At 65.8% G+C, this 24,483-nt stretch carries 8 protein-coding genes; 5 read left to right on the top strand and 3 right to left on the bottom strand.

Annotation, left to right across the window (positions count from 1 at the left end; genetic code table 11):
• The first annotated feature begins 73 nt into the window (after positions 1 to 73).
• Complete coding sequence (locus ACO06F_RS16225) at positions 74 to 520, top strand: hypothetical protein (RefSeq protein WP_421693782.1); 447 nt, start codon at positions 74 to 76, stop codon at positions 518 to 520.
• 429 nt (positions 521 to 949) lie between these two features.
• Here the strand turns inward: ACO06F_RS16225 and ACO06F_RS16220 are convergent, their stop codons facing one another.
• Positions 950 to 1,936 carry a GSU2403 family nucleotidyltransferase fold protein gene (locus ACO06F_RS16220; protein ID WP_421693781.1) on the bottom strand — a complete coding sequence of 329 codons (987 nt, stop codon included), beginning with the start codon at positions 1,934 to 1,936 and terminating at the stop codon, positions 950 to 952.
• Positions 1,937 to 2,724: 788 nt separating this feature from the next.
• Between ACO06F_RS16220 and ACO06F_RS16215 the strand changes: the two genes are divergently transcribed.
• The 4 genes from ACO06F_RS16215 (at position 2,725) to ACO06F_RS16200 (ending at position 11,835) form a co-directional block, all read left to right on the top strand.
• A complete protein-coding gene (locus ACO06F_RS16215) occupies positions 2,725 to 3,318 on the top strand; it encodes a hypothetical protein (RefSeq protein ID WP_421693780.1) in 594 nt (197 codons plus the stop codon).
• Positions 3,319 to 3,321: 3 nt separating this feature from the next.
• Complete coding sequence (locus ACO06F_RS16210) at positions 3,322 to 3,870, top strand: hypothetical protein (protein WP_421693779.1); 549 nt, start codon at positions 3,322 to 3,324, stop codon at positions 3,868 to 3,870.
• 151 nt (positions 3,871 to 4,021) lie between these two features.
• Positions 4,022 to 4,156, top strand: a complete 135-nt coding sequence (locus ACO06F_RS16205) for a hypothetical protein (protein WP_421693778.1) — start codon at positions 4,022 to 4,024, stop codon at positions 4,154 to 4,156.
• Between the two features lie 851 nt (positions 4,157 to 5,007).
• Positions 5,008 to 11,835, top strand: a complete 6,828-nt coding sequence (locus tag ACO06F_RS16200) for an autotransporter outer membrane beta-barrel domain-containing protein (protein ID WP_421693777.1) — start codon at positions 5,008 to 5,010, stop codon at positions 11,833 to 11,835.
• Positions 11,836 to 11,870: 35 nt separating this feature from the next.
• Here ACO06F_RS16200 and ACO06F_RS16195 read toward each other — a convergent pair whose 3' ends face one another.
• Positions 11,871 to 12,365: a DUF6790 family protein gene (locus ACO06F_RS16195; protein WP_421693776.1), complete on the bottom strand. Its 495-nt coding sequence runs from the start codon at positions 12,363 to 12,365 to the stop codon at positions 11,871 to 11,873.
• A gap of 8 nt (positions 12,366 to 12,373) precedes the next feature.
• Positions 12,374 to 24,400, bottom strand: a complete 12,027-nt coding sequence (locus ACO06F_RS16190; protein WP_421693775.1) for a hypothetical protein — start codon at positions 24,398 to 24,400, stop codon at positions 12,374 to 12,376.
• Positions 24,401 to 24,483: the final 83 nt, after the last annotated feature.

Genomic DNA, 24,483 nt, shown 5'->3' with positions numbered 1-24,483 from the left:
CCGCCCTCCCGCGTGGTCACACGGGCTTACCTCACGCCTCGCGCGGCAGCTGGAGTTTCCGGCAGTGGAGGGATTGGCGTTCGCCCTCCTCGGCTCCTCCCCTCCCGAGCCGCAGCTGCTCGAGGCTGCTCGCTCGGCTGCGGAGGATATCATCTACTTCGATCGGGTGCAGCGACACCGCCGCTCCGCGCTGGAGGCCGCCGCGGTTGATGGGCACCCTCCCAGCGGCCCGCAGGCGGATTTGGCAAGGGCATTCTCGCGAGCGACGAGAGTTATCGAGCCCGAAGCTCGCGCGCGCGCCGCGCGAGAAATGCTCGCGAAGCACTTTAGCGACGTGCCGAGTGACAGCAAACGCGACGCCGAAGGGAGCCGAGCCGTTCTCTCGGCTATGGAGCGGCTCGACAAGGAGTTGCGGCGGCTCTGGGACTATGATCGCCGCGCATTCTCGAGGCGAGCGAAGTCACTGCGGGAGCTAGATTACCGCCGCGTCGAGGTGGAGCGCCGGAGGAGCAAGAGCTAGCGATGCAGTCCAATCGAGAAAGATACAGTCCTAGACTGTATCTTGGGAAATTGGCCTCCCGCTCGGGAGAGGTGATGTTAGCCCGTCTTCGTTGCCCAACCGCTAAGTCGGCCTGCAACTCCAGAAGCTTAGTATGAGCGGCGCACCCACTAGGGGCGGCGGAGGTCGGCTTAGGGGCTCGACTGTGAGCGCATCGAGGCGGAGCGGGGGAGCGATAGAGAGTGAGTTCAACAGTTCGAATATCCAGCAATACAATCTGAAATTGCGGCTTGGCAAATTGAAGTCCTCACGCTCTTACAAAATGACAGTTGAGAAGATGTGCACCGCGAACCCTTTGCCTGCGAGCGGGCTGACGCGATCGACGAGCGGGTCCTGGGAGGGGTCGCGTGGCAGCATCCAACAGCTTAGCGACTATGGAATCGAATTTTTTCAGCTCGTTGTCAGGTTTTTCAAGATCGCAGAGACACGCGGCGCTCGCTTCAGGCTGGCGCCGATCCTGTCTCTCCACTTAACCCCCGAGTTCAGCGCCGCCTGGTACGCCTCAGCAAGTTCGTCGGGCCGATCCTCCGCCAGAGCTTCGATCAGAATTTCGGCCTGCATCAGGTCCTTCCGAGCCTTTCCGGCATCGGGTCCTGAGAGCCGCTTGTCTGCGACGATCAATTTGTGGATGGCGAACCGCTCCGGCCGCGGGATCTGCACCAGTACTCCACTCCTGTAGATGATAGCCGCGCGTATGGGGTCCGATATCAAGTAATTCAGGTGATGGAGTGCCCGCGCGTGGACACCCAGCGACGGCAGTTCCCTTACCCCCTCGTCGTCGGAGAACGAGGGGGTCAGGAACTCCACGCGAGTATCGTCTCCTGACTTTCTCCAGCGCCAAGCGTGAGCGGGGTCGAGGCTCGGAACGGGCGTGAAGGAGAGGTCAGAGAGCACCTCGCTGAGAGTGGGGGATGTGGTATCACCCACTGCCACAGAGAGGCGCTCAAAGGATGCGATGTCCACGTCTCCGGTTGAGGCAGCCTGGTCGAGCTTCAGCCTGATGCCGAGCTCACCCTCGTAGAGGCGGAACGCGTGCGTGCCGACGATAGTCCCACCCAGTCGGAAGGTGCCAGCAGCGGCAAGGGCTGCGATGAGGCTGCCCGTTGCCGCGTCGAGGCTCAGGAAGCCCTCCGCGCGGAGGATGCGGACGGCGCGGCGCCTCCCCGCCCTCCTGAGCTCAGCGTCCGCCCTGACGGCGTCAACCCGTTCGATGCGTGCCCTCACCTCGCTCGTGTCGGCTCCAATGTATGCCGTCTTAACCGCGCTCCCGACGCGGTAGCTGTCATACCAGAAGGACTTGCCGCCCCTTTTCTTGAGAATGGGCGTGCCGCGCAACTCCGATACAGTCTCCTCCTCGAGGCTGCTGACGAGATCCACGTAGGCGGCGTGAGAGAGGGGCGAATGGCGTCGAACGAGTGGCATCCAATTCTTGCCCAACTAACAAATAGTTTGTAGGGCATAGCCGACGGAGGCGTGCGTGTCAAGGTTTGCCCTACAATTTCTTCATTTGTTGGGCACAAGGAACAGGCAGATGAACTGGCCGAACTGCGCAGCAATGTAGCGACTCATTCCTTTACCCAGCCACTGGGGTACAGTGAGAAGAGGGTAACCAATACCCACCGTGGTAGATGATGCCAAAGCACCTCGGTACCTGGCAGTTCGTCGGGGCCACCGGGCGGCGCACGTGTGTTGCAACCGGTTTGATCAGCAGCTTGGACTGAAGGCTCGAGCCAAGCAACCATGACCCCGGTTTAGGGCGCCGAAGATCGCAGTTGATCGCGGGTTCTGCTCAGCTTGGAACCCGAACACACCTCACGCTCCTCGACCCGAGTTGATTGAAGTGAGGCAGGGCGTGACAAATATCGCCGGCCGTTCTTCACGAGGAACTTCTTCAGAATTTCAGGCTGCCCACGTCCTCCATGGAACCCTCCGGGGTCTAGCTCCTTGGCTCGCACGGTGGCCGTAGCACGATGGGGAGTCAGACCTCCAACTCCTTACATCCCCCCCTCCGCGTAGGTACAACTTCCGTCAAGTCCGCAATTCAGCGGAACACGGAGCGCCTAAGTCAGTCACGCTCCGGATTGCTAGCGCGACCATTCGCAAACAACGAATATAAAGGTTTGATCATGCACACTCAACGAACTTCCGCTCCAACGGCCGCCTGCGTGGCCCATCCCGAGCGCCTCTACCCCGCCAGCATCGCCTTCCTCATGGAGGAGCGGCCCCTACTCTGGTACGAGGACGCCGAGCAGTATGACGGGCTTCTGCGGGATATTCTCGCCGAGCTGTCGCCGCGGGGTGTCATCGAGTGCACCCTCGTCAAGAACTTGAGCGACTACATCTGGGAGCTTCGGCGCATGAAGGGCTTGAAGCATACAGCCATCAACTTCGTCATGCCGGAGGCTGCCGCGCGCCTCCTCACCTCGAAGCAGCACGACATGATTGCTGATGATCCCAGCGTGAGGGAGCAAGCCGCAGACATCGCCTACGGCGCAGAGGAGAGGGTCGCGGCGGGAAGGCTCAGCCTGGCAGCGCGAATGCGCGAGATGCGCGTCACTCCCGAGATGATCCACTACGACGCACTCGGCTCGGCGGAAGGTCGCCTCGATCGGATCACGCGCGAATGCGAGCGCCTCGAGAGCCGCCTTAACAGCCTCCTGAAGGACTTCGAAATGAGACGTATGACGCTCGGAGCTATGGCGAGGAGCCTCGTGGACCGCGAGCGGGCTGAAGTTGTCGAGTATAGAGAGGCGAGCTAGCCCGTGACCAAAACACGGCAGCCTTCAGCACTGAAGCACGGACTGCAGTCGCTCCACGCGCGCGAGCAGTGCTCAGGCGATGTGATCTCACTCGCGGAGGCAATCCTCGGCGAGACACCCCCCAACTCGCTGCTGCGCGAGGCGGCGGCTGAAGCGGCGGAGGCAATTCTCTACCTCCGCCGCGTGCAGCAGCGGCAGCTGCTCGCGCTCGAGAGCGGCACCCTCCGGCGCGCCGCCCCCACCGCGGCGGAGAGGCTGCTCGCTCTCGAATTGTCGGACGCCGTGAAGCACGCCGGCGCCGGCGACTGCGATACAGTGAGAGAAAAGCTGCGCGTGGCCCACAAGCCACAGTGGATCCTCGACCTCGAGAAGTCGGCGACTTTCGTTCTCGAGCTGGAGTTCTGCGACCGCTCGGACGACCTCCGCCGTCTGAGCACATACGAGCGGCGCGCCATCTCCCGTCGGCGGAAGGCACTCCGCCGGTTTGACTACGAGAGAATTGAGGTTGAACGCCGCGCGACGCGTGAGCGTCGATCAACGGTACCAAGATGATCGCTGAGCTTTACCTGGAGCTTATGTCCAAGGCGAAGCTTGCCTCCGCCGCCGCCTACGATTGTACGCGGCTCGAGCTCGAGGCTCGACGCGGCGAGGCTGACATCGGAAAAGATACCATATCGGTTGAGGGTCGTAGGGCGGCCTCCAGGTGCGCCGCGACTGCCATCTCGAATATGAGCGCCTCTCTGAATACGAGCGGCGCGCCTACTCGCGGCGGCTGAAGTCAGCGCGGCGGCTCGACTATGAGCGGATTGAGGCGGAGCGCGTGAGCGATAAGCGATGAGCTCACCTGTTCAGGTTTTCAACGGCGCAGTCCCAAATTGCGAGTTGGCAAATTGAAGTCCTTACGGCCGCGTAGAGTGACTGTTGAGCGGAGGGTCACCGCGAGCCCTTTGCCAGCGAGCGGGGGCGGCCTGATGCGATTGACTGGCCGCCCCGGGGAGGCGTTACCTGGCTCCCGCTCGACGCCGCAATGGCATCACGTCGCCCGTGCCGCGTCGCGCAGACGGAACCCGAGTGGCGCGAACATCACTGGGCCCTCTCGTCAGTTCAAATCCAGCACGGCCACTGCTGAGGAGGCCCCTCCCGCCTCGCGCGGCACCCCACTGCCGGAGGGTTACTTGAATGGCCGACACTCAACCTGCAGCTGCTGCTTGGCAAATTGGCATCCAGCGCTGGCGACGCGTCCGAAGCCCTCGCTTCTCCTCACGCGGCCGCAACTGGACGTCCTGATCTTCCCTCTGATGAGGGACTGCGATTTCTGGTATCCCTGCAGCGCGCCCTTCATGTGCCCTTCACAACACAAGCGACGGTCCACGAAGTGGGCTCGCTCTCGGCGCATCCACGAGAACATCTATTCAGCGGATGTTCTCTCACCCTCGACCCCGCAAGAGCGCGGCTCAAATTCGGTATCTTATTAACTATGTATTATCTCAGCTAAGTAAATCCAGCTTGGATCAAACCAAACGCTTTCCGTGCATCGGCTCCCGTGTGGGCGCGGAAGTTCGAGAGAAAATTCCTCCTCCCGCCGGGTTGAAGCACTTTCCGCTGGAGTGTGACTACAAAGTTTCTATAGTTGGACATCGCTACTTATGGGGGATGTCCGTGATAACTGCTGAGCGCTCTCGGACGTCGATGCTGCCTCTCCGCCCCCTCCCCGCGTGTCAGCCGCCCGGCAGTCGGCACGCCATCATTTCCGTGGTGCGTGGCTCCGTGTCGGCGGCGGCGCTGGCGCTCCCGCTGCTGCTGTCGCCTGGCGAGGCGGCGGCACAGGCGCTGAATTGCGTCGGCGCGGCCTGCACCATTTCCGCCTCGATCCAGGGGATCGAAGGTTCCAGCGCCGTTTCGGGCGAAGACGGGGCTGCAGGCGGCGCGGGTGGCGCGGGCCTTGACGGCGGGGACGGCGGCAATGGCGCAAGCGGCATCAATGGCGATCCGGGCCAGGATGGGGTGGCGGGTGCCGCCGGCACTGCGGGCGAAGCAGGTGGCAGCGGCCAGGATGCCTCTTCCGGCGCGGATGCCTACACCGGCAGCGACGCGCGCATCACGCTGGGCGCCGGGCTCAACCTCACCGGCGGGAACGGCGGCGCGGCCGGCGATGGCGGCAGCGGCGGTGCCGGCGGCAATGGTGGCACGGGCGGCAACGGCGGCACGGGTGGCGACGGCGATCTGCTTGGCCTTGGCGGAAGCGGCGGCGCGGGCGGACTTGGTGGCCTCGGCGGCAGTGGCGGCTATGGCGGCGGCGGCGGCGCGGGTGGCCAGGGCGGGACCGGTGGCTCCGGCATCTCCGGCGAGGCGCTGCGGATCAGCAATTTCGGCACCATTACGGGCGGCAATGGCGGGCGTGCGGGCAGTGCCGGCGCCGACGGCCTGGCGGGAGCCCTGGGTAACGGCGGCAATGGCGGCGCAGGCGGCACGGGCGGCACGGGTGCCGCAGGCACTGCCGGAACCGACTCCGTCACCGACGGCACGGAAGGTGCTGCGGGCGGCAACGGTGGTGCAGGTGGCGCGGGCGGCACGGGCGCCACCAGGGGCGCCGACGGCAACGGCGGCAATGGCGGCACAGGGGGCGCGGGCGGCGCCGGTTACAGCGCAGTGAACCCGGGCGAGGACGGTTCCAGCGGCGGCAGGGGCGGCGCCGGCGGCAAGGCGGGCGCTGCCGGGGGCAGCAGCGCCTCCGCCGGGGTTGACGGGGATGGCGGCGCGGGCGGCAATGGCGGAAATGGTGGAAACGGTCTCACGGGAGCCGATGCCACGGAAGAAGCCGGGGCTGCGAACGGCGGCGACGGCGGGCGCGGCGGCAATGGCGGCGCCGGCGGTGACGGCGGCCTGACGGGCAAGGGCGGCGCCGGTGGAAGCGCCGGCAACGGCGGCAGTGGCGGCACGGGTGGGGCCGGATCTGATGCACATCCCGATGGCGGAAATGGCGGCAACGCAGGCTACGCCGGGGTCGAGGGTGCCGGGGGAAGCGGGGCAACCACGGGCGCGGCCGGCGCCTATGGCAATGGCGGCGACGGTGGGGATGGCGGAACCGCGGGCACCGGCGGCAGCGGCGGCAATGGTGGCAATGGCGGCGCGGCGACCGGGGGCCTCGCAGGCTCCGGCGGCGATGGCGGCAGCGGCGGCGCGGGGACAAAGGGTCTGGCGGGCAGTGAGAATTCTGTAGACGGCGGCGCGGGCGGCACCGGTGGCGCAGGCGGGCGGGGCGGAAATGGCGGCGTCGCCACAACCGGAACCGCGGGAGACGCCGGGAATGGCGGTGCGGGTGGCAGTGGCGCAGCGGGCGGCGAGGGCTATTCACCGCAGGAGGTCGGCGCAGCGGGCGGTAACGGTGGCCAGGGCGGCAATGGCGGCCAGGGCGGCGAGGCCGGCGCATCCGGAGGTCCTGGCGGGGCGTCCGGCACCAAGGGTAATGGCGGCAACGGTGCCGCGGGCGGCAGTGGCGGCAATGGTGCCGCTGGCAGCGATGGATCCGCCCTTTTTGCGGACGGCAGCGCCGGTGGCGCCGGTGGTAACGGCGGCAAGGGCGGCATTGGTGGCAGCGGCGCAACGCCGGGTCTCGACGGCGGTGGGGGCAACGCGGGCGCGGGCGGTTCGGGCGGCAATGGCTATGCCGGGATCGACGGTGTTGACGGTGGCAATGGCGGAAACGGCGGCAAGGGCGGCACAGCGGGCGCGGCCGGGGGCATCGGCGCCTCCGGCGGGCTGGATGGCAACGGCGGCAGCGGCGGCAATGGCGGCAACGGCGGAAATGGCATCGCTGGGACTGACGGCATCTCCCCCTTCACGCCTGACGGGACCGCAGGCAGTGACGGCGGCAATGGCGGCAATGGCGGATTGGGCGGCGCCGCGGGCGGCCTGACGGGGGTTGCGGGATCTGACGGAAACGGTGGCAATGGCGGCCATGGCGGCAGGGGCGGTGCGGGCGCCAGCGGCGCTGATGCAACCGAAGTCGCTGCAGCCGGAGACGGCGGCAAGGGCGGGAACGGCGGCAAAGGTGGTGCAGGCGGCACGGCAGGCCCCACGGGAACGGGGGGCACCGGCGGCAACGGTGAAAGTGCAGGCGATGGCGGCGCCGGCGGCAATGGCAATGCGTTCTTCACGAGTGGCGGAAGCGGTGGAAGCGGCGGGAATTCCGGGGCCGGCGGACAGGGCGGCGCGGGCGGCACGGCGGGGTCGAGCGGAACTGATGCAGCCACGGGCGGCAATGGCGGCAGCGGCGGCAACGGCTACGACGCCTCGGCGGCCGAGCCCGGAACCAACGGTGGCATTGGCGGCAGCGGCGGCGCGGGCGGGTCCGTGGGCAATGGTGGCGCAGGCGGCAACGGCGGCGGCGGCGCGGCAGGTGGAAATGGCGGCCTGGGCGGCACGGGTGGCGCCGGCGGCAGCCAATCCGGCAATGGCGGCAGTGGCGGCCAGGGCGGCAATGGCGGCGCAGGTCTCGCCGGTGTTGACGGCCTAGATGGGGCAATCCCGGGCGCCGGTGGCACCAATGGTGGGCAGGGCGCGAACGGCGGAAGCGGCGGCGCAGGCGGCAATGGGGGCGTGGCCCTCGGTTCCGGCACCATGGGGGCCGGCGGCGATGGCGGCAAAGGTGGCGACGCGGGCAGCGGCGGCAGCGGCGGGGACGGCGCCGATGGAGGTTCAGGAGTGCCCGACGGCGGCAATGGCGGCAAAGGCGGCGACCCTGGCAAGGCGGGCCTGGGCGGCGCCGGTGGCACCGGCAGCACGGCCGGCTACAATGGCGCGGACGGTAGCTCCGTCACCTCCGGCGGAGATGGCGGCCGCGGTGGCAATGGCTATGACGCCTCGGCGGCGGAGCCCGGAACCGATGGCGGCAATGGCGGCACCGGCGGCGCGGGCGGATCCGTGGGCAATGGTGGCGCAGGCGGCAATGGCGGCAGCGGCGCGGCAAGTGGAGATGGCGGCCTGGGCGGCACGGGGGGCGCCGGCGGCAGCCAATCCGGCAATGGCGGGAGTGGCGGAACGGGTGGCCAGGGTGGCGCAGGCTTCGCCGGTGCCGACGGGATTGATGGCAGCGCCGGCTTCATGGATGGCGGCAATGGTGAGGATGGCGGTAACGGCGGCAATGGCGGCGCAGGCGGTAACGGGGGCTTGGCCCTTGGCACCGGCACCATGGGGGCCGGCGGCAATGGTGGCAAAGGTGGCGACGCGGGCGGCGGCGGCAGCGGCGGCAATGGCGCGGATGGAAATGCAGGCTCGCCCGACGGCGGCAATGGCGGCGACGGCGGTGACCCTGGCAAGGCGGGCTTGGGGGGCGCCGGCGGCATAGGCAGCACGCCTGGGTTCAATGGCGCGGGCGGCAGTTCAGCGAGCGTCAGCGGCAGCGGCGGCAATGGCGGCAAAGGCGGCAAAGGCTATGACGCGTCAGAGGCAGAAGCCGGAACCGATGGCGGCAATGGTGGCGCAGGCGGCAAGGGCGGCGCGCTCGGCGACGGTGGTGCTGGCGGCAATGGTGGCAATGGCGCGGCCGGTGGCGATGGCGGCAATGGCGGATCGGGCGGCGCCTCCGGCGATGTCGCGGGCAATGGTGGCGCGGGCGGCAGCGGCGGAAACGGCGGCGGCGGCATGGACGGGGACGGCGCAGGCGGCAGCGCCACGAATGGTGGCGCAGGCGGATCAGGCGGCACCGGCGGCAGTTCCGTCTATGGGGACGGCGGCACCGGCGGCCAGGGCGGCAGCGGCGGCAATGGCGGCAGCGGCACCAATGGCGGCGACGGCATTGAAGGGGTCGGCCTCAACGGCGGCAATGGCGGCAATGGCGGATACGGCGGGGTCGGTGGTTCCGGCGGCTCGTCCAGCTTCGCCAGCGGCGGTGATGGCGGCGGCGGCGGCGCAGGGGGCAATGCCGGGGCGGGCGGCAACGGCGGAAACGGCGCAAGCGGTTCTCCCGTAGGCTTTGAGGGCGGCAACGGCGGCAACGCTGGCCTTGAAGCACAGGGCGGCAGCGGCGGCGCGGGCGGCGCGGGCCCCGTTGGCAACGGAACGGGGGGCACGGCAGGGACGGGCGGCAGCGCAGCAAATGGCGGCGACGGCGGTAATGGTGGCAACGCCATCGGCACCGAAGGGAGCGTCATCGGCGGCGCCGGCGGGAATGGCGGAAGCGGCGGCCTGAACGGCAATGGCGGCAATGGCGGTGGCGGCGGCGATGCCGCCGGCTCCGGCTTTGCCACACTCACCCTTGGTGGCCACGGCGGCAATGGGGGCCAGGGGTCCATCCCCGGCGTCGGGGGCAAGGGCGGCAACGCAACCGTCGAGACGTCGGGGGGTCTCGATGGCACGTATGAGGCCGCTGGCGGCGACGGCGGAAATGGCGGTAATGGCGGAGCCGGCGGGTCCGGCGGCAATGGCGGAGCCGGCGGTTCGGCGACGTCCGATGGCAGTGGCATCAGCGAAGTTCATGGCGGCTCGGGCGGTAACGGCGGCACCGGAGACGGCACCGCACCCGGTGGCAATGGCGGCCCCGGTGGCGAGGCCATTGCCGATGGTGACGAAAGTTCCGCCACGGGCGGCGCGGGCGGAATCGGAGGCGCCGGAGGTTCCGGCGGCAATGGCGGCAATGGCGGCAACGCGACCGCCAACGGCACCGGCTCGACGGCAACCGGCGGCGCCGGCGGGGCTGGCGGCGTAGGCTCGCCCAGTGGCGGCGGCAATGGCGGCAATGGCGGCGATGCCACGGCCAATGGAACGGACGGAGCGGCCTTCGGCGGCGCAGGCGGGGCCGGCGGCGCAGGCGACTCGAACGACGGCAATGCGGGCGCGAATGGCACGGCGACTGCCGATGGGAGCGCTGCATCGTCATTTGCCAGTACATTTGGCTTTGAAGGTGAAGAGCTTCTCTTTGCCCCGCTCACGCTTGACGCCGGCACTGGTGGCGCGGGCGGTGCGGGTGGAAATGCGGGCGACGGCGGCGCCGGTGGCCTTGGCGGTGATGGCGGCGCGGCTGGCAATGGCGGCGCGGCCATCAGCCTCTGGGGATCGGGCAATGCCGTGTGGAACCAGGGCTCCCTCATCGGCGGCAACGCAGGTGACGGCGGCGCGGAAGGCGGCGCCGGCATTCTGCTGGCCGCCGGCGGTCACATCGATGACATCGTGAACCTCGGCCTGATCGTCGGCGGCCAGAACGGCGACGGCAGCAAGGCCTATGGCATCCGCAACGATGGCACCATCTCCCACCTCACCAATGCGCAGGGCGGCAACACGGCGGCGCTAAGCTACCTGGGCGACCTGCCGGAGAACTACGACATCATCATCACCTCGGCCAGCCGCTACGGCCAGCTCGCCGTCGGTAGCACGCAGAACAGGTCCCTCATCAGCACCCAGAGCACCAGCACAATGACCGTGGGCGCCGAGACGGCCGGAGGCAAGCTGCACTCGGGCACCTATGCGGACGTGATCACCGGCGTCGATGCGGCCAGCATCACCAATGAAACAATGGTGATAAAGTCCAACGGCAGCGCGCTCGCCGCCCTCGTCCAGGGCGGCAGTGCAAACGATTGGGACCTGCGTGTCCTGAACTACGGGGCGGACATGGCCGGCCCGCAGCATTATGTTCTCGACACCAATGCCGTGGTGCTTCGTTACGCCATGACCTATGACTGCAACCTGTTCGATGCGCAGGGCCTGTGCGTCACTGCCAGCCTCCGCACCACCGGATCGGGTGCCGCCTACGGCGCAAGCAACGATGTGTCCACCCTCTCAGGTGCGCTGACCGGTGCAGTGCGTCTCGGCGCCAAATTCCGGGCTGGCGCCTTCTTCGATTTCGGTACTGAGCTCGACGATCTCGACGGCATTTCCTTCAGCGGTGGCGTCCCGACGGTCGGTGGCTTCCTCGGCTATGCCGAGAGCCCTGATGGCGCCGGCCTCCAGGCCCGGATCGCGGCGGCCTACAGCCACCAGAATGCCGATCTGACACGGACGAACCTTCTCGGCAGCGCCAGCAAGACCAAGGGCGACAGTGCTTTCGTCACCTACGGCTTCCTGGGCGAGCTGGGCTGGGGGTTCGCGGCCACCGATACGCTGATGTTCACGCCTTACATCGGCCTCGCGGCCACCAACTCGACGCGCGAAAGCTACAACGAGAATGGCAAGTCAGGCGTGGACGACGCCTTCCACTATGACAGCTACACCGCCACTCAGGTTACCGGCCTCGCAGGCCTGCGCCTCAAGGGCCAGCTGACGGATGAGCTGTCCTACCGCCTGGGCGCGGGCCTCGAGCATGACTTCTCCTATTCGCTCGACGCCTTCAAGGTCAGCGGGGAGTTCGGCAGCGCCAGCGCCAAGTCCAATGATGCTCCGGACGACTGGCGGCTCGTCGGCACGGGCGGCGTCAGCTACCTCTTCGCGCCCAACAAGGAAGTGACCCTCGACGGCTATGTGAGCCAGTTCACAGGTGACGCCGCAAGCTATGGCGTGACGCTGGGCTTCCGCATCGGCCTGTGATGCGGAAGCAATCGGGCCGCTGATAGGTCTTGGCGCTATTGGAGCGGCCGGGCGGACCGGCTCTGCCACACCCGCCAGAGCAGCGGAGGCAAGAGCAGCGCCTGGGCGATGGTCACCACCAGCAGGGGACCGAAATTATTCGCCGCATAGTTCCCCGCCTCCACCGCCTCCCGGACATGGCCGATGGCGACGCCCAGGAAGAAGAGCACGGTGTAGGCCACAACTGCGGCCTTGAAGGGCAGGCTGGACCAGAAGGCATAGATCGCGACCAGCCCGATCGCCAGATCGGCAACGCCGATCTCGAACTGGAACGGGCTCACCTGCCAGCCGATCGACTGGGCGCTGATCTGCGGGAAGAAGACGTGGAAAATACCCGCCCAAACGGAGCCGACGCCCACCGGCAGCAGCAGCAGAAGGTCAAGCAGGCGTTCTCCAAAGGAGCCGCGGCGGCCGGACACGGCGAGCACAAGGGCTGCGCAGAACATGACGGCAGGCACGTTGGAGAGGATCAGTCGGATAAGCTCGGCCATTCCAAACCCTACCAGCTGTAGCGGACCCCCAGATTGCCGCCATAGCCGAAGAAGTCGTCGGAGCCGAACTGCAGCGTTCCCTTGACGAAGCCGCTCCAGTGGCCGTCGAGGTCGAACAGGTTCAGGCCCGCGGCCACTTCGCCATAGGCACCGCCGATGTCATAGTCCACCTTGGCATCCTGTCCCGGATTGCCGAGGATGGCGGTATAGTCGCCCAGGAATTCGTTCCAGACGCTCGCCTCAAGGAAGAGCTCAGAATTGAAGCGGTCGTTCTTGGAGACGCCGCTCACCCGCGCGCCGAGGCGCCCCTGCAGGCTCTCGCCATTGTCGAAGGAAACATTGGCGCCAAGCTCGCCGAAGCCGTCCATGTCAGTGTTGCCATATGAGAGTGTGGCGAGGGGTTCGAAGTAGACGCCGGATGCCACCGCCAGGCGGTAGCCCACATCCACCACGCCGCCGAGCGTGGTGAAGTTGGAGCTCTTCTTCTGCATGCTGCTGCCGCTGCCGTCGCTCAGCTGCGCCTTGTAATCCATGTTGCCGATATTGGCGATGAACGCGCCATCGATGTAGAGGCCGCCGTTCACATAGGTCGAGTAGAGGCCCAGCGTTGCCGCTTCATAGTCAACGTCGCTCTGCGTCTTGTCGAAGTCCAGCTTCGAGCCGATGTAGCCGCCCAGCGCACCGACCAGCCACGCGGCATTGTTGCCGCTGTCGGTCGTCCACTCGCGGCCGGTATCAGCACCGATCTGGAAGCCCCAATAGCCCTGGCTGAAGCTCGTGTCGTAGCTGTAGCTGTTGCCCAGCATGCCCTTGGGCGGGCCGGACGTGTTGTCATTGTCCCGGCTCTGATCGCCGCCGATGGCCTTGAACCAGACGCCGGGCGTGACATTGCCCTGGGCGGCCATACAATCCTTGGCGCAGGACGGGTCTTCAACCCCATCGGACAGCGCCACGCGGAGATCGGCTGAGCGGCCGAGCCAGGTGGAGCGGCTGGCGGTCCAGATGGCCTGCGCACCTTCCATGAGGACCGGCAGCTCATAGGCTTCGCCGTCCAGCGTGTTTGCAAGGTACCAGCCGTTCTCGCCCATCAGCGAGGGATCGTTCGGCAGCAGATAAGCGTCATAGCGGTAGAGGCCCTTGTCGATGCCGCCGCCGGTCGTGAAGTTGGAGATATCGGTCGTTCCCGCCACCACGGCGAAGAGTTCCCCATGCGGATCGTAATAGCCGGGGTTGTCATCGAGATCATTGACGCCAAGCTTCGTGACCCCGGTGAGATTGCCGCCGATCAGCAGCTTGTCCGCCGTGCCGCCGGGCGTCAGTTCAGCATCGATATAGAAGCTGCTGCCACCGCCGGCGTTGATCCCGGCAAGCGGGGCAGCGGGCGGCGCATTGGGGTCGCTGCCGATGAAGTTGCTGTCATTCAGCGCCAGCACGTCACCGGCGATGTCGTTGGTCAGATAGATGACACCATCCGCGCTGTTGTCGAAGGTTTCGAGGCCATCGATGTTGACGGTCGTCGGGCCGGTGCGCCAGGGCAGCATGGTGACGACGCCGGCATTGTTGAAGAGATCGCCCGCACCGCCGCCGAAATCGCTGTCTCCCGCCGCGATGAAGAAGGCGTCGGTGAAATTGTCGAAGCGGTCGTCGCCGCCGCCCATCTCGACAAAGCCGACAACCGTGTCAGCGTTCTCCACCAGCGAGTCATTGTCGTCATTGACGATAGCCCGGCCGTTGAGCGACGTCAGCAGGCCGTCGTTCCGGAGATAGGCGGAGGTGCCCCCGCCGAAGGAGACGCCCGCGCCGTCGCTGCCCCAGCCGCCCAGTGTCAGGGTCTGGAGCAGGATGCGCGTCGAACCGCTCTCGCTGTGGGCATCGATTGCATGGGAATCTTCGCCCGTGGTCGCGGTCAGCGTGCGGGCGGTGATGTCGATATCGCCCTCCTTCGCCGTGGCCAGGACACCGTCAGCATCCTTGCCGAGTGTGACGACGGTTTCGAAGTCCACCTTCACATCGCCGCTGCCGGTGGCGGCCTTGATGCCCGTGGCACCTTCGCCGCCGGTGAACACATCCGGCACCAGCACGGTGACGTTGGCCGAGCTGGAGTTGGCGTCAACACCTCTGGAATTCTTGCCGAAGGTCGCAACACTCAGGCCCTGCACCAGCACATTGCTCGTGGGATCGTTTGCATAGACGCCCGTCGAATCATTGCCGAAGGTGAAGACCCGGTCGAAGTAAGTTTCGGACGTGCCATTGGCTTCGTTGATGATGCCGAAGCTGTTGGCCCCGAGCGTGCTGACGGTTCCCGCCGTGATGATGGTGGAGCCCGCATCCGTATGCCCGGTGATGCCGGCGGAATTGTCACCCGCCGTGCCGACGAGATCTGTGGTGATGCCGACATTCCCCTGCTCCGTCGCGGCGAAGATGCCGCCGGAATTGTCGCCGAAGGTGCCGACCACATCGGCATCAATGTCGATGTTGCCCAGCCCCGCCGTCGCCTCGACGCCGGTGGAACCATCGCCGAAGGTGCCGACCGCGGTGACATCGATCACCGTGTTGCCCTCCTTGGCGTAAGTATCAATGCCATCGGAATTGTCATCCAGCGTGCCGATCACGCCGGCCTTCACCGTCACCTTGCCCTTGAGCGACACCGCCTTGATGCCGTCCGAGCCATCGCCGTCCGTGCCGAGCAGGGTGTTCTCCACCAGAACGTCGCCAGTCTTCGAGAAGGCATGAATGCCGTCGGAGTCGTCGCCCGAGGTGCCGACCGTTGTCGTCTTCACCGTCACGTTCCCTGCGAGTGAACGGGCCTTGACGCCATCCGCATGATCGCCCGCCGTGTAGAGGCTGGCCACCGAGACATCGACGGTGCCCGCGCCCGAGAAGGCGTCAACGCCCTTGGAGTCGTCGCCAAGGGTGACAATGGCATCCGACGTGACGTCGACGTTGCCGGTGAGTGCCGTGGCCTTGATGCCGGTCGAGTCATCGCCAGACGTGCCGACCACATCGGCATCGATCAATATCTTGCCATTGCCGGAGAAGGCATCGATGCCGCGCGAATTGTCACCCAGCGTGCCCACCAGGGCGGTCGTCACCGTCACGTCGCCGCCGAGCAGCGCTGTGGCCTTGATGCCGGTCGAGTCATCGCCAGCGGTGCCGACCACGTCAGCATCGATGATCAAATTGCCGGTCTTCGTCCTGGCATCGATCCCGTCGGAGCCGTCACCCGCCGTGCCGACGAGTGCAGTGGTGATGGTGATGTTGCCCGTGCCAGCGCGGGCCCTGATGCCGTCCGAATCATCGCCCAGCGTGCCCACGGCGTCGACATCGACCTTCACGTCACCCTGCCGGGTCTTGGCCCTGATGCCGGTGGAATGATCCCCCGCCGTACCCACCGTGGTCACGTCAATGGTGACGTCGCCCGTCCGGGTCGCGGCGTCGATGCCCTTGGAATCATCGCCCAGCGTACCGACGATACCCGCCGTCACCGTCACGTCATTCGTGCGGCTCCGGGCTTTGATGCCGGTCGAGCCGTCACCGGCTGTTCCCACGCCATCGACTTCGATGTCCACGCGCCCCGTCTTGGATGACGCATTGATGCCGAGCGAATTGTCGCCGAAGGTGGCAACCGCCGTGCCCTTCACCAGGACATCGCTCAAGGGATCCGTGCCGGTCACGCCCGTGGAGTTGTCACCGAGCGTGATGACGGTGTTGAAGTAGGTCTCCGATGTCCCGTTGGCCTCATTGACGATGCCGCCCGAATTGTCACCCGCCGTCGTCACGACACCTGCATGGATGATGGTCGAACCGTCGCTCGTGTGGCCATAGATGCCCACGGAATTGTCGCCCAGCGTACCCGTCACGCTATTGGAGATGTCGACTTTGCCCGACAGGGTGTAGGCGGAAATGCCGCCCGAATTGTCGCCTGCCGTGCCCACCACATCGGCGTCCACCGTCACCTTGCCATCGCCCGAATAGGCATCGATGCCGCGCGAATTGTCGCCCAGCGTGCCCACCAGCGCCGTGGTCACTTTTACGTCGCCGCCGAACAGCGCAGTCGCTTTGATGCCGGTCGAATCGTCACCTGCCGTGCCGACCACATCGGCGTCGATGGTGACATTGCCCGTCTTGGTCTTGGCGTCGATGCCGATGGAACGGTCGCCTGCCGTGCCGACGAGTGCCGTCGTGATGTCGATTTTGCCCGTTCCGGCGCGCGCCTTGATGCCATCCGCATCATCGCCAAGAGTGCCCACGGCATCGACGTCGATCGTCACGTCGCCCTTGCCGCTCTTGGCCTTGATTCCGGTGGAGCCATCGCCCGCCGTTCCTACCGTGGTGACGTCGATGATGACGTCGCCATTCTTGGTCTTGGCGTCGATGCCTTTGGAATCATCGCCCAGCGTGCCGACGATGCCGGCGGTGACCGTCACATCGCCCTTCCGCGTCCGGGCCTTGATGCCGGTGGAGTCATCGCCGGCTGTGCCCACGGCATCGACCTCGACGACCACGTTGCCCGTCTTGGACGACGCATCGATGCCGAGCGACTTGTCCCCGAAGGTCGCAACCGCCGTGCCCTTCACCAGAACATTGCTGGAGGGATCGGTGCCCGTGACGCCGGTCGAATTGTCGCCCAGCGTGATCACCGTGTTGAAATAGGTCTCCGACGTCCCGTCGGCCTCGTTGACGATGCCGCCGGAATTGTCCCCTGCCGTCGTCACCACACCCGCATGGATGATGGTCGATCCGTCGCTCGTGTGGCCATAGATGCCAACCGAATTGTCACCCAGAGTGCCAGTCACGCTGTTGGTGATGCCGACATTGCCCGACAGGGTGTAGGCGGAAATGCCGCCCGAGTTGTCCCCAGCCGTGCCGACCACATCGGCATCGACCGTCACCTTGCCATCGCCCGAATAGGCATCGATGCCGCGCGAATTGTCGCCCAGCGTGCCGACCAGGGAAGTGGTCACCTTCACATTGCCGGCCGTCTCCGCCGTCGCCTTGATGCCCGTCGAATCGTCGCCCGACGTTCCCACCACGTCTGCGTCGACAACCACCTTGCCATTAGCGGAGAAGGCATCGATGCCAAGGGAGCGGTCCCCCAGCGTGCCGACCAGTGCGGTCTCGACCTTCACCTCGCCGCTCTGCTGAACGGTTGCCTTGATGCCGGTTGAATCATCGCCCGCCGTGCCGACCGCATCGGCATCGACGGTTACCTTGCCATTCCGGGTCCTGGCATCAATGCCCGTGGAACCATCGCCGGCGGTGCCCACGGCATCGACCTCAACATCGACATTGGCGCTCGTCGAAGAGGCATCGATGCCCAGCGACTTGTCCCCGAAGGTCGCAACCGCCGTGCCCTTCACGAGAACATTGCTGGAGGGATCGGTGCCGGTGACGCCGGTCGAATTGTCGCCCAGCGTGATCACAGTGTTGAAGTAAGTCTCCGACGTCCCGTCGGCCTCGTTGACGATGCCGCCGGAATTGTCCCCTGCCGTCGTCACCAGGCCTGCATGGATGATGGTCGATCCGTCGCTCGTGTGGCCATAGATGCCCACCGAATTGTCGCCCAGCGTGCCGGTCACGGTATTGGTGATATCGACCTTGCCTGACAGGGTGTAGGCGGAAATGCCGCCGGAATTGTCGCCAGCCGTGCCCACCACATCGGCGTCAACTGTCACCTTGCCACCACCGGAGTAGGCGTCGATGCCGCGGGACCCGTCGCCCAGCGTGCCCACCAGCGCGGTGGTCACCTTCACGTCTCCCCCCAGCATCGCGGTGGCCTTGATGCCGGTCGAGTCGTCCCCCGAGGTACCGACCACATCGGCGTCGACCGTCACCTTGCCGTCGCCCGAAGAGGCGTCGATGCCGATCGACTTGTCGCCCAGCGTGCCCACCAGTGTGGTCTTCACCTTCACCTTGCCCGCAACCACGGCAGCGGCGCTGATGCCCGTGGACCCGTCGCCCGCCGTGCCGACCACAGCGGCGTCAACCGTCACGTTGCCATTGTCTGTCGCAGCAGCGATGCCGGTGGAGCCATCACCTGCGGTGCCGACGGCATCCACCTCCACGTCCACATTGGCGAACTGCGAGGTTGCGTTGATGCCATAGGAATTGTCGCCGAAGGTGGCAACCGCCGTGCCCTTCACCAGAACATCGCTCAACGGGTCCGTGCCGGTCACACCCGTGGAGTTGTCGCCCAGCGTGATGACGGTGTCGAAGAAGGTCTTGGAGGTGCCGTTGGCCTCATTGACGATGCCGCCGCTGTTGTCTCCCGCGGTCGTGACCACCCCTGCATTGATGATGGTCGAGCCGGAATAGCTCTTGCCGTAGATGCCCACCGAATTGTCGCCGAGCGTGCTGGTCAGCGTATTGGTGATCTTGACGTCGCCCGAACCGGCAACGGCGAAGATGCCGCCCGAAGAGTCGCCCGCCGTGCCGACAACGTCTGCGTCGATCGTAACATTGCCATTGCCGGTCAAGGCGTAGATGCCGATCGATTCGTCACCCAGCGTGCCCACCAGCGAGGTCGTCACCTTCACATTTCCATCGAAAGCGGCTGTCGCTTCGATGCCGGTTGACTCATCTCCCGAGGTGCCGACCACATCGGCATCGACAATCACGTTGCCATTGCCCGTCGCGGCAACGATGCCGATCGACCTGTCGCCCAGCGTGCCGACCAGCGCCGTGGTCACGGAAACGTTGCCTGCATATTGCACACCCGCACTGATGCCGGCCGAGTCATCACCCGCCGTACCGACGACATCGGCATCGACCGTCACCTTGCCTTCCTGGGTGAAGGCGCTGATGCCGGCCGAATTGTCACCAAGCGTGCCGACCAGCGAGGAGGTCACCTTCACGTCGCCACTCTGTGACACAGTGGCCCGGATGCCCGTCGCATTGTCTCCCGCCGTGCCGACCACATCGGCATCAACCGTCACCTTGCCGGTTCCGGTCGCGGCAAGGATGCCCGTCGAGCCGTCGCCCGCAGTCCCAACCGCATCCACATCAACCTTGACATTGGCGGTCTCGGAGTATGCGTCGATGCCGAGAGAATTGTCGCCGAAGGTGGCAACGGCCGTGCCATTCACCAGAACATTGCTGGAGGGATCCATGCCGGTGACGCCGGTCGAATTGTCGCCCAGCGTGATCACGGTGTTGAAATAGGTCTCCGACGTGCCGTCGGCCTCGTTGATGATGCCGCCGGAGTTGTCCCCGGCCGTCGTCACCAGGCCCGCATGGATGATGGTCGATCCGTCGCTCGTGTGGCCATAGATGCCCACTGAACCGTCGCCCAGCGTGCCCGTCACCGTGTTGGTGATGGCGACATCGCCCTTCTCGGTGCGTGCGGCGATGCCGCCTGAATAATCCCCCGCCGTGCCGACCACGTCGGCATCGACCGTCACCTTCCCGCTGTTCGACATGACATAGATGCCGCGGGAGTTGTCACCCAGCGTTCCCACGAGGGACGTGTTCACGCTCACATCGCCGCTCGTTTGTGCGACGGCGAGAATTCCGGTGGAAAAATTGCCCGCAGTGCCGACTGCACCGGCATCGACCGTGATATTGCCGATGCCGGAGAAGGTGTCGATGCCGACGGACTCGTCGCCAAGCGTGCCCACTCCGGTGGTCGTGACCTTCACGTCACCTTCGGTTAGGACCGTTGCCCAGATGCCCGCGGACCGATCCCCCGCCGTGCCCACAACGCCGGCATCGACGGTGACCTTGCCGATCCCTGCCCCGGCTTCGATGCCCATGGAGTCTTTGCCCGCCGTTCCGACGAGAGCGGTGGTGACAGTCACGTCACCGATCCCCGTGGAGGCCGTGATGCCACCTGATGTGTCGCCCTGCGTGCCGACGAGAGCGGCGTCGACCGTCACATCGCCGAGGCCGCCCCGGACGAAAATACCGGTTGCATTGTCGCCCAGCGTTCCCACGCCCAGCGTGGTGACGGAGATATCGCCGATCACGGATTCCGCCGCGATTCCCTTGGCGCCATCACCCTCCGTGCCGGCGGCGCCCACATCCACCGAGATATTGCCGGTGTTGGTTGAGGCGTCGATGCCATAGGATCCCTCACCCTTGGTGCCGACGGCCAAGGCATTGACCGTGACGTTGCCGGTGATCGTTGAAACCGCCTTGATGCCGGTGGAGTCATTCCCCTCGGTGCCAACAACGCCCACGGTCACATCGACATTCCCGGCACCGGCCAGTGCATCGATGCCGCCGGCTGCGCCACCCTTGGTCGTGACGGCCCCCGCAATGACCGAGACGTTGCCGGTGTCGGCGTCAGCCTTGATGCCCTTCGAGCCATCGCCCGCGGTGGTCACCAGACCCACCAGCACATCCACATTGCCCGTTCCCGCATGGGCGGTGATGCCGTTGGAGTTGTTGCCCTTGGTATCGACGCTGAGGCCAGCCACCAGCACGCTGCTGGAGGGATCGTTTGCCGTAACGCCCGGCGAATTATTGCCAAGGGTGTTCACCGTGCCGAACAGGGTGACGGAGGTGCCGTTCGCCTCGTTCACAATGCCCGCGCTGTCATTGCCGGCGGTGGTGACATTGGTGGCAACGATATAGGTCGAGCCATTGTCGGTATGGCCGTAGATGCCGGTGGAGTTATCGCCTTCGGTCGAAACCGTGTCGAGCGCCAGAATGCCGGCCAGCGTGCCGCCCGAGGCGCTGATGCCGGCCGAATTGTCGCCATGCGTTTCGACGCTGCCATAGGCCAGCACGCCGGCGATCCCGTCCTCCGCCACGGCGTTGACGCCGCCCGAATTCTCTCCAAACGTCCGGACATCATTGACGGAGGCGAGCGCAATGCCGCCCGAGAGGCCGTTCAGCACGCCATCCGCGAAGCCCGTCAGCAGGTCCCCCGTGCCCTCCGGCAGCACGATACCGCCGCCGGTGAGATCCCCGAGCAGCTGGCCCAGCTGGTCGCCCAGCAGCCCGCCCAGCCCGCCGTCTCCCACCAGGCCATCGAGCAGGTCGCCCACCGGGCCCAAATCGCCCAGCGGCGTTGCCACCACATTGACGCCCGTGGAGCCGTCCCCCGTGGTCTCGACATCACCCGTGGTGATCGAGACGGCGAGGCCGCCCGCGGACACATCCACGCCATCGGCATTGTTGCCGCTCGTCGTCACATTGCGCGCGAAGGACACCGCAACGCCGGTGCCCGCTGCGGCGTTGATGCCGGTCCCGGCACTCCTGACATCGTTTGCAATGACGACAGACGCACCAAGCCCGGTGGTGGCATTGATGCCGCCGCCATAGATCGATTCGACGTTGTTCACATTGACGTAGGCAACGCCCACGCCACTGTCCAAAATATCGAGGCCTGCGACATCGCCCAGTCCCAGCGTATCGAGAATGCCGGAGAAGCTGCCGCCGGTGACCTGCGCATTGATGCCCTGGCCGGTGCTGAGAACATTGTTCACCTGAACCGAGGCGAGGCCCACGCCCGTCCGCGCGTCAACGCCGATGGACTGGGAATTGATGTCGTTCACATTCCCCGCCTTCACGTCTCCCGCCGAGACCTGGACGAGGCCAAGGCCGGTGACGGCGGTGATGCCGTTGCCCTGCGTTGCCGTCACATTGCCGGCATTGACGGTGACGCTGCCGATGCCGGGCAGCTGGCCGATGAGCGGCAGGTTGCCGCCCGAGATCTGCGCATCGATGGCGTTGTCCTTGCTCAGCACATTGCCAACGTCCACCGTGATGCCGCTGCCGAGCAGGCCCGCGATGTCGATATTGTCAATGCCGCCCGAGAGATCGGGAATGGCGATCCCCACCGTGGTTGCGGCCTTGATGCCGAAGCCATGTTCCGCCGTCACGTCGCCAGCAGTGATATCAATGGCGCCGATGCTGGTTTGGGCATTGATGCCGTTGCCATTGGCCGCGGTGACATTCCCAGCGGTGATGCCGATGCCGCCGATGCCCGGCAGGGCACCGATGACCGGCAGCGTTCCGCCGGTGACGCGCGCGTCGATGCCATCAACTCCCGCCGACACGTTGCCGACAGCAATGTCGATGCCGTTCCCCATCAGGCTGCCGAGGTCGATGCTGTCGAGCCCTCCCGAGAGATCCGGGATGGCGATGCCGACGGCTGTTTGAGCCTTCACGCCGAAGCTGGCCGCCGTCACGTCACCCGCGGTGATGTCAATCGCACCGATGCCGGTGGAAGCGTTGATGCCGCCGTTCCCGGTGGAGGTGACGTTGCCGGCCTTGATGCTGATCGCGCCGATGCCTGGCAGCGTTCCCACGAGCGGAATATTGTCGCCCTTGGCCTCGGCGTTGATGCCGGTGCCTTTGCTCAGCACATCGCCGACGTCGACGGTGACGCCATCCTGCGTGAGGGCGCTGAAATCGGGGTTTGACCAGTCGATGCCGGTGGGATTGACCGAAATCTGCGTCTGGGCATTGACGCCGAAACCATTCTCCGCGGTGACGTCCCCGGCCTTCACCGCCACCGTGCCGATGCCGGTGGTGGCGTTGATGCCGTTGGCCGAGCTCGAGACGACGTCACCCACATCGACCGACACATTGCCGACGCCGGTGATCTTTAAGCCCACGCCCTTGACTTCCGCATTCACGGCCGTGCTGCTGCTCTTGACGTCTCCGGCCTTGACCGTGGCATTGCCGATGGTGGTGGTGGCATTGATGCCCGCACCGGAGGTCGAGGTCACATCACTGGCCGTAACGCTGACGGCGCCGCCGAGCAGGCCCTTGACCTCGGCGTTGATGCCAGTTCCGCCGCTGCTGACGGTGCCGGCCGTCACCGTGACATCCTTGACAGCGATGGTGGAGTTGTTGATGGCGTTGATGCCCTTCCCCGCGGCGGTCACATCTTTCACCGTGACCGAGACGGCACCGATGCTGGTTGTGGCATTGACGCCATCGCCCGACGTTGACTTCACATCGCCGGTGCTGACCGTCACGTCGCCGCCCGCGAGCCCTTTGACTTCCGCATTGACGCCCGTGCCGCCGCTGGTGACGTTTCCGGCAGTAACACTGATGTTCTTGGCTGAGAGGAGAGAGTTGTTGGTGGCGTTGATGCCCTTGCCCGCGGCGGAGACATCTTTCACCGTGACCGAAACTGTGCCGGCGCTGGTGGTGGCGTTGACGCCGTCACCCACGGTCGTCGTGACATCGCCAGCATTGACGGTGACATTGCCGCCCGCCGCTCCCTTCACTTCCGCATTGATCGCCGTGGCACTGCTGGAGACGTCTCCAGCGGTAACGCTGATGTTCTTGGCTGAGAGGAGCGAGTTGTTGGTGGCGTTGATACCAAAGCCGTTGGTGACGGTCACGTCGCCTGCGGTGACTCCCACCACACCCACGCCCGTGGTGGCGTTGATGCCGTTTGCCCCGGTTCCCGTCGTCTTGACATCGACGACACTGACGGTGACGTCGCCGACCCCGGGTGTCTTTGTTCCCAACGTATCGAATTGCCGCACGGCATTCACGCCGACGGCATTGGCGCCAGACGTCGTGATATTGCCCGTGGACGTCACCGAGATGTTCTTGGCAGTGGTATCAAGCAGATTCAGACTGTTGTTCGTCGAGACCGCATTAATGCCGAGCGCACCGCTGCTCGTTGTCGAGATGGTTGCGGCATTGGTGATCGTGACGGTGCCGCCGGAGCCTATATAGCCAATTAAGATATTCGAACCGCCGACAGTCGTCGCATTGATGCCGGTCTGGTTGGCTCCGCCTGTCGTGATCGTGCTGGCGGCGTTGTTGATCGTGATCGTCACGTTGGCGCCGCGCGTGGCGGCAAGAGACACGCCGCCCCCGGTTATGGTCGTTCCGCTGCCGTTGGAGACGGTGAGCGTTGTGCTAGCGTTTGGGGTATAGGATATGCCGCTATTGTAAGTTGGATCGGCGCAAGTGATTGTCGTCGATCCTGTGCAGGCGGCGATGGCCTCTTCCGTGGAGAAAGACGAAAGAAACAGCGCCAGGGCAACCAGTGCAGACGAGTTTCGAAGACCCTTCGCCCCGCCAGATTGACCCGCGAGACCGGCCCTGAAATGCTTCCCCATGCCCATCCCCAAAAAGGCCGCGCTGTCGTTTTGACAATTAAAGCGCGAACATTCCAATTTATGAGCAGTTTTATAATTGAAGG

The organism is Aestuariivirga sp., from assembly GCF_965227715.1.
In the GTDB taxonomy this organism is placed as follows: domain Bacteria; phylum Pseudomonadota; class Alphaproteobacteria; order Rhizobiales; family Aestuariivirgaceae; genus Aestuariivirga.
This window is presented reverse-complemented; position numbering and strand designations above follow the sequence as displayed.

Bases quoted from the DNA above. Each gene is read 5' to 3' on its own strand.
- ACO06F_RS16200 (WP_421693777.1), top strand. From the start codon at position 5,008: ATGCTGCCTCTCCGCCCCCTCCCCGCGTGTCAGCCGCCCGGCAGTCGG.
- ACO06F_RS16195 (WP_421693776.1), bottom strand. From the start codon at position 12,365: ATGGCCGAGCTTATCCGACTGATCCTCTCCAACGTGCCTGCCGTCATG.
- ACO06F_RS16190 (WP_421693775.1), bottom strand. From the start codon at position 24,400: ATGGGGAAGCATTTCAGGGCCGGTCTCGCGGGTCAATCTGGCGGGGCG.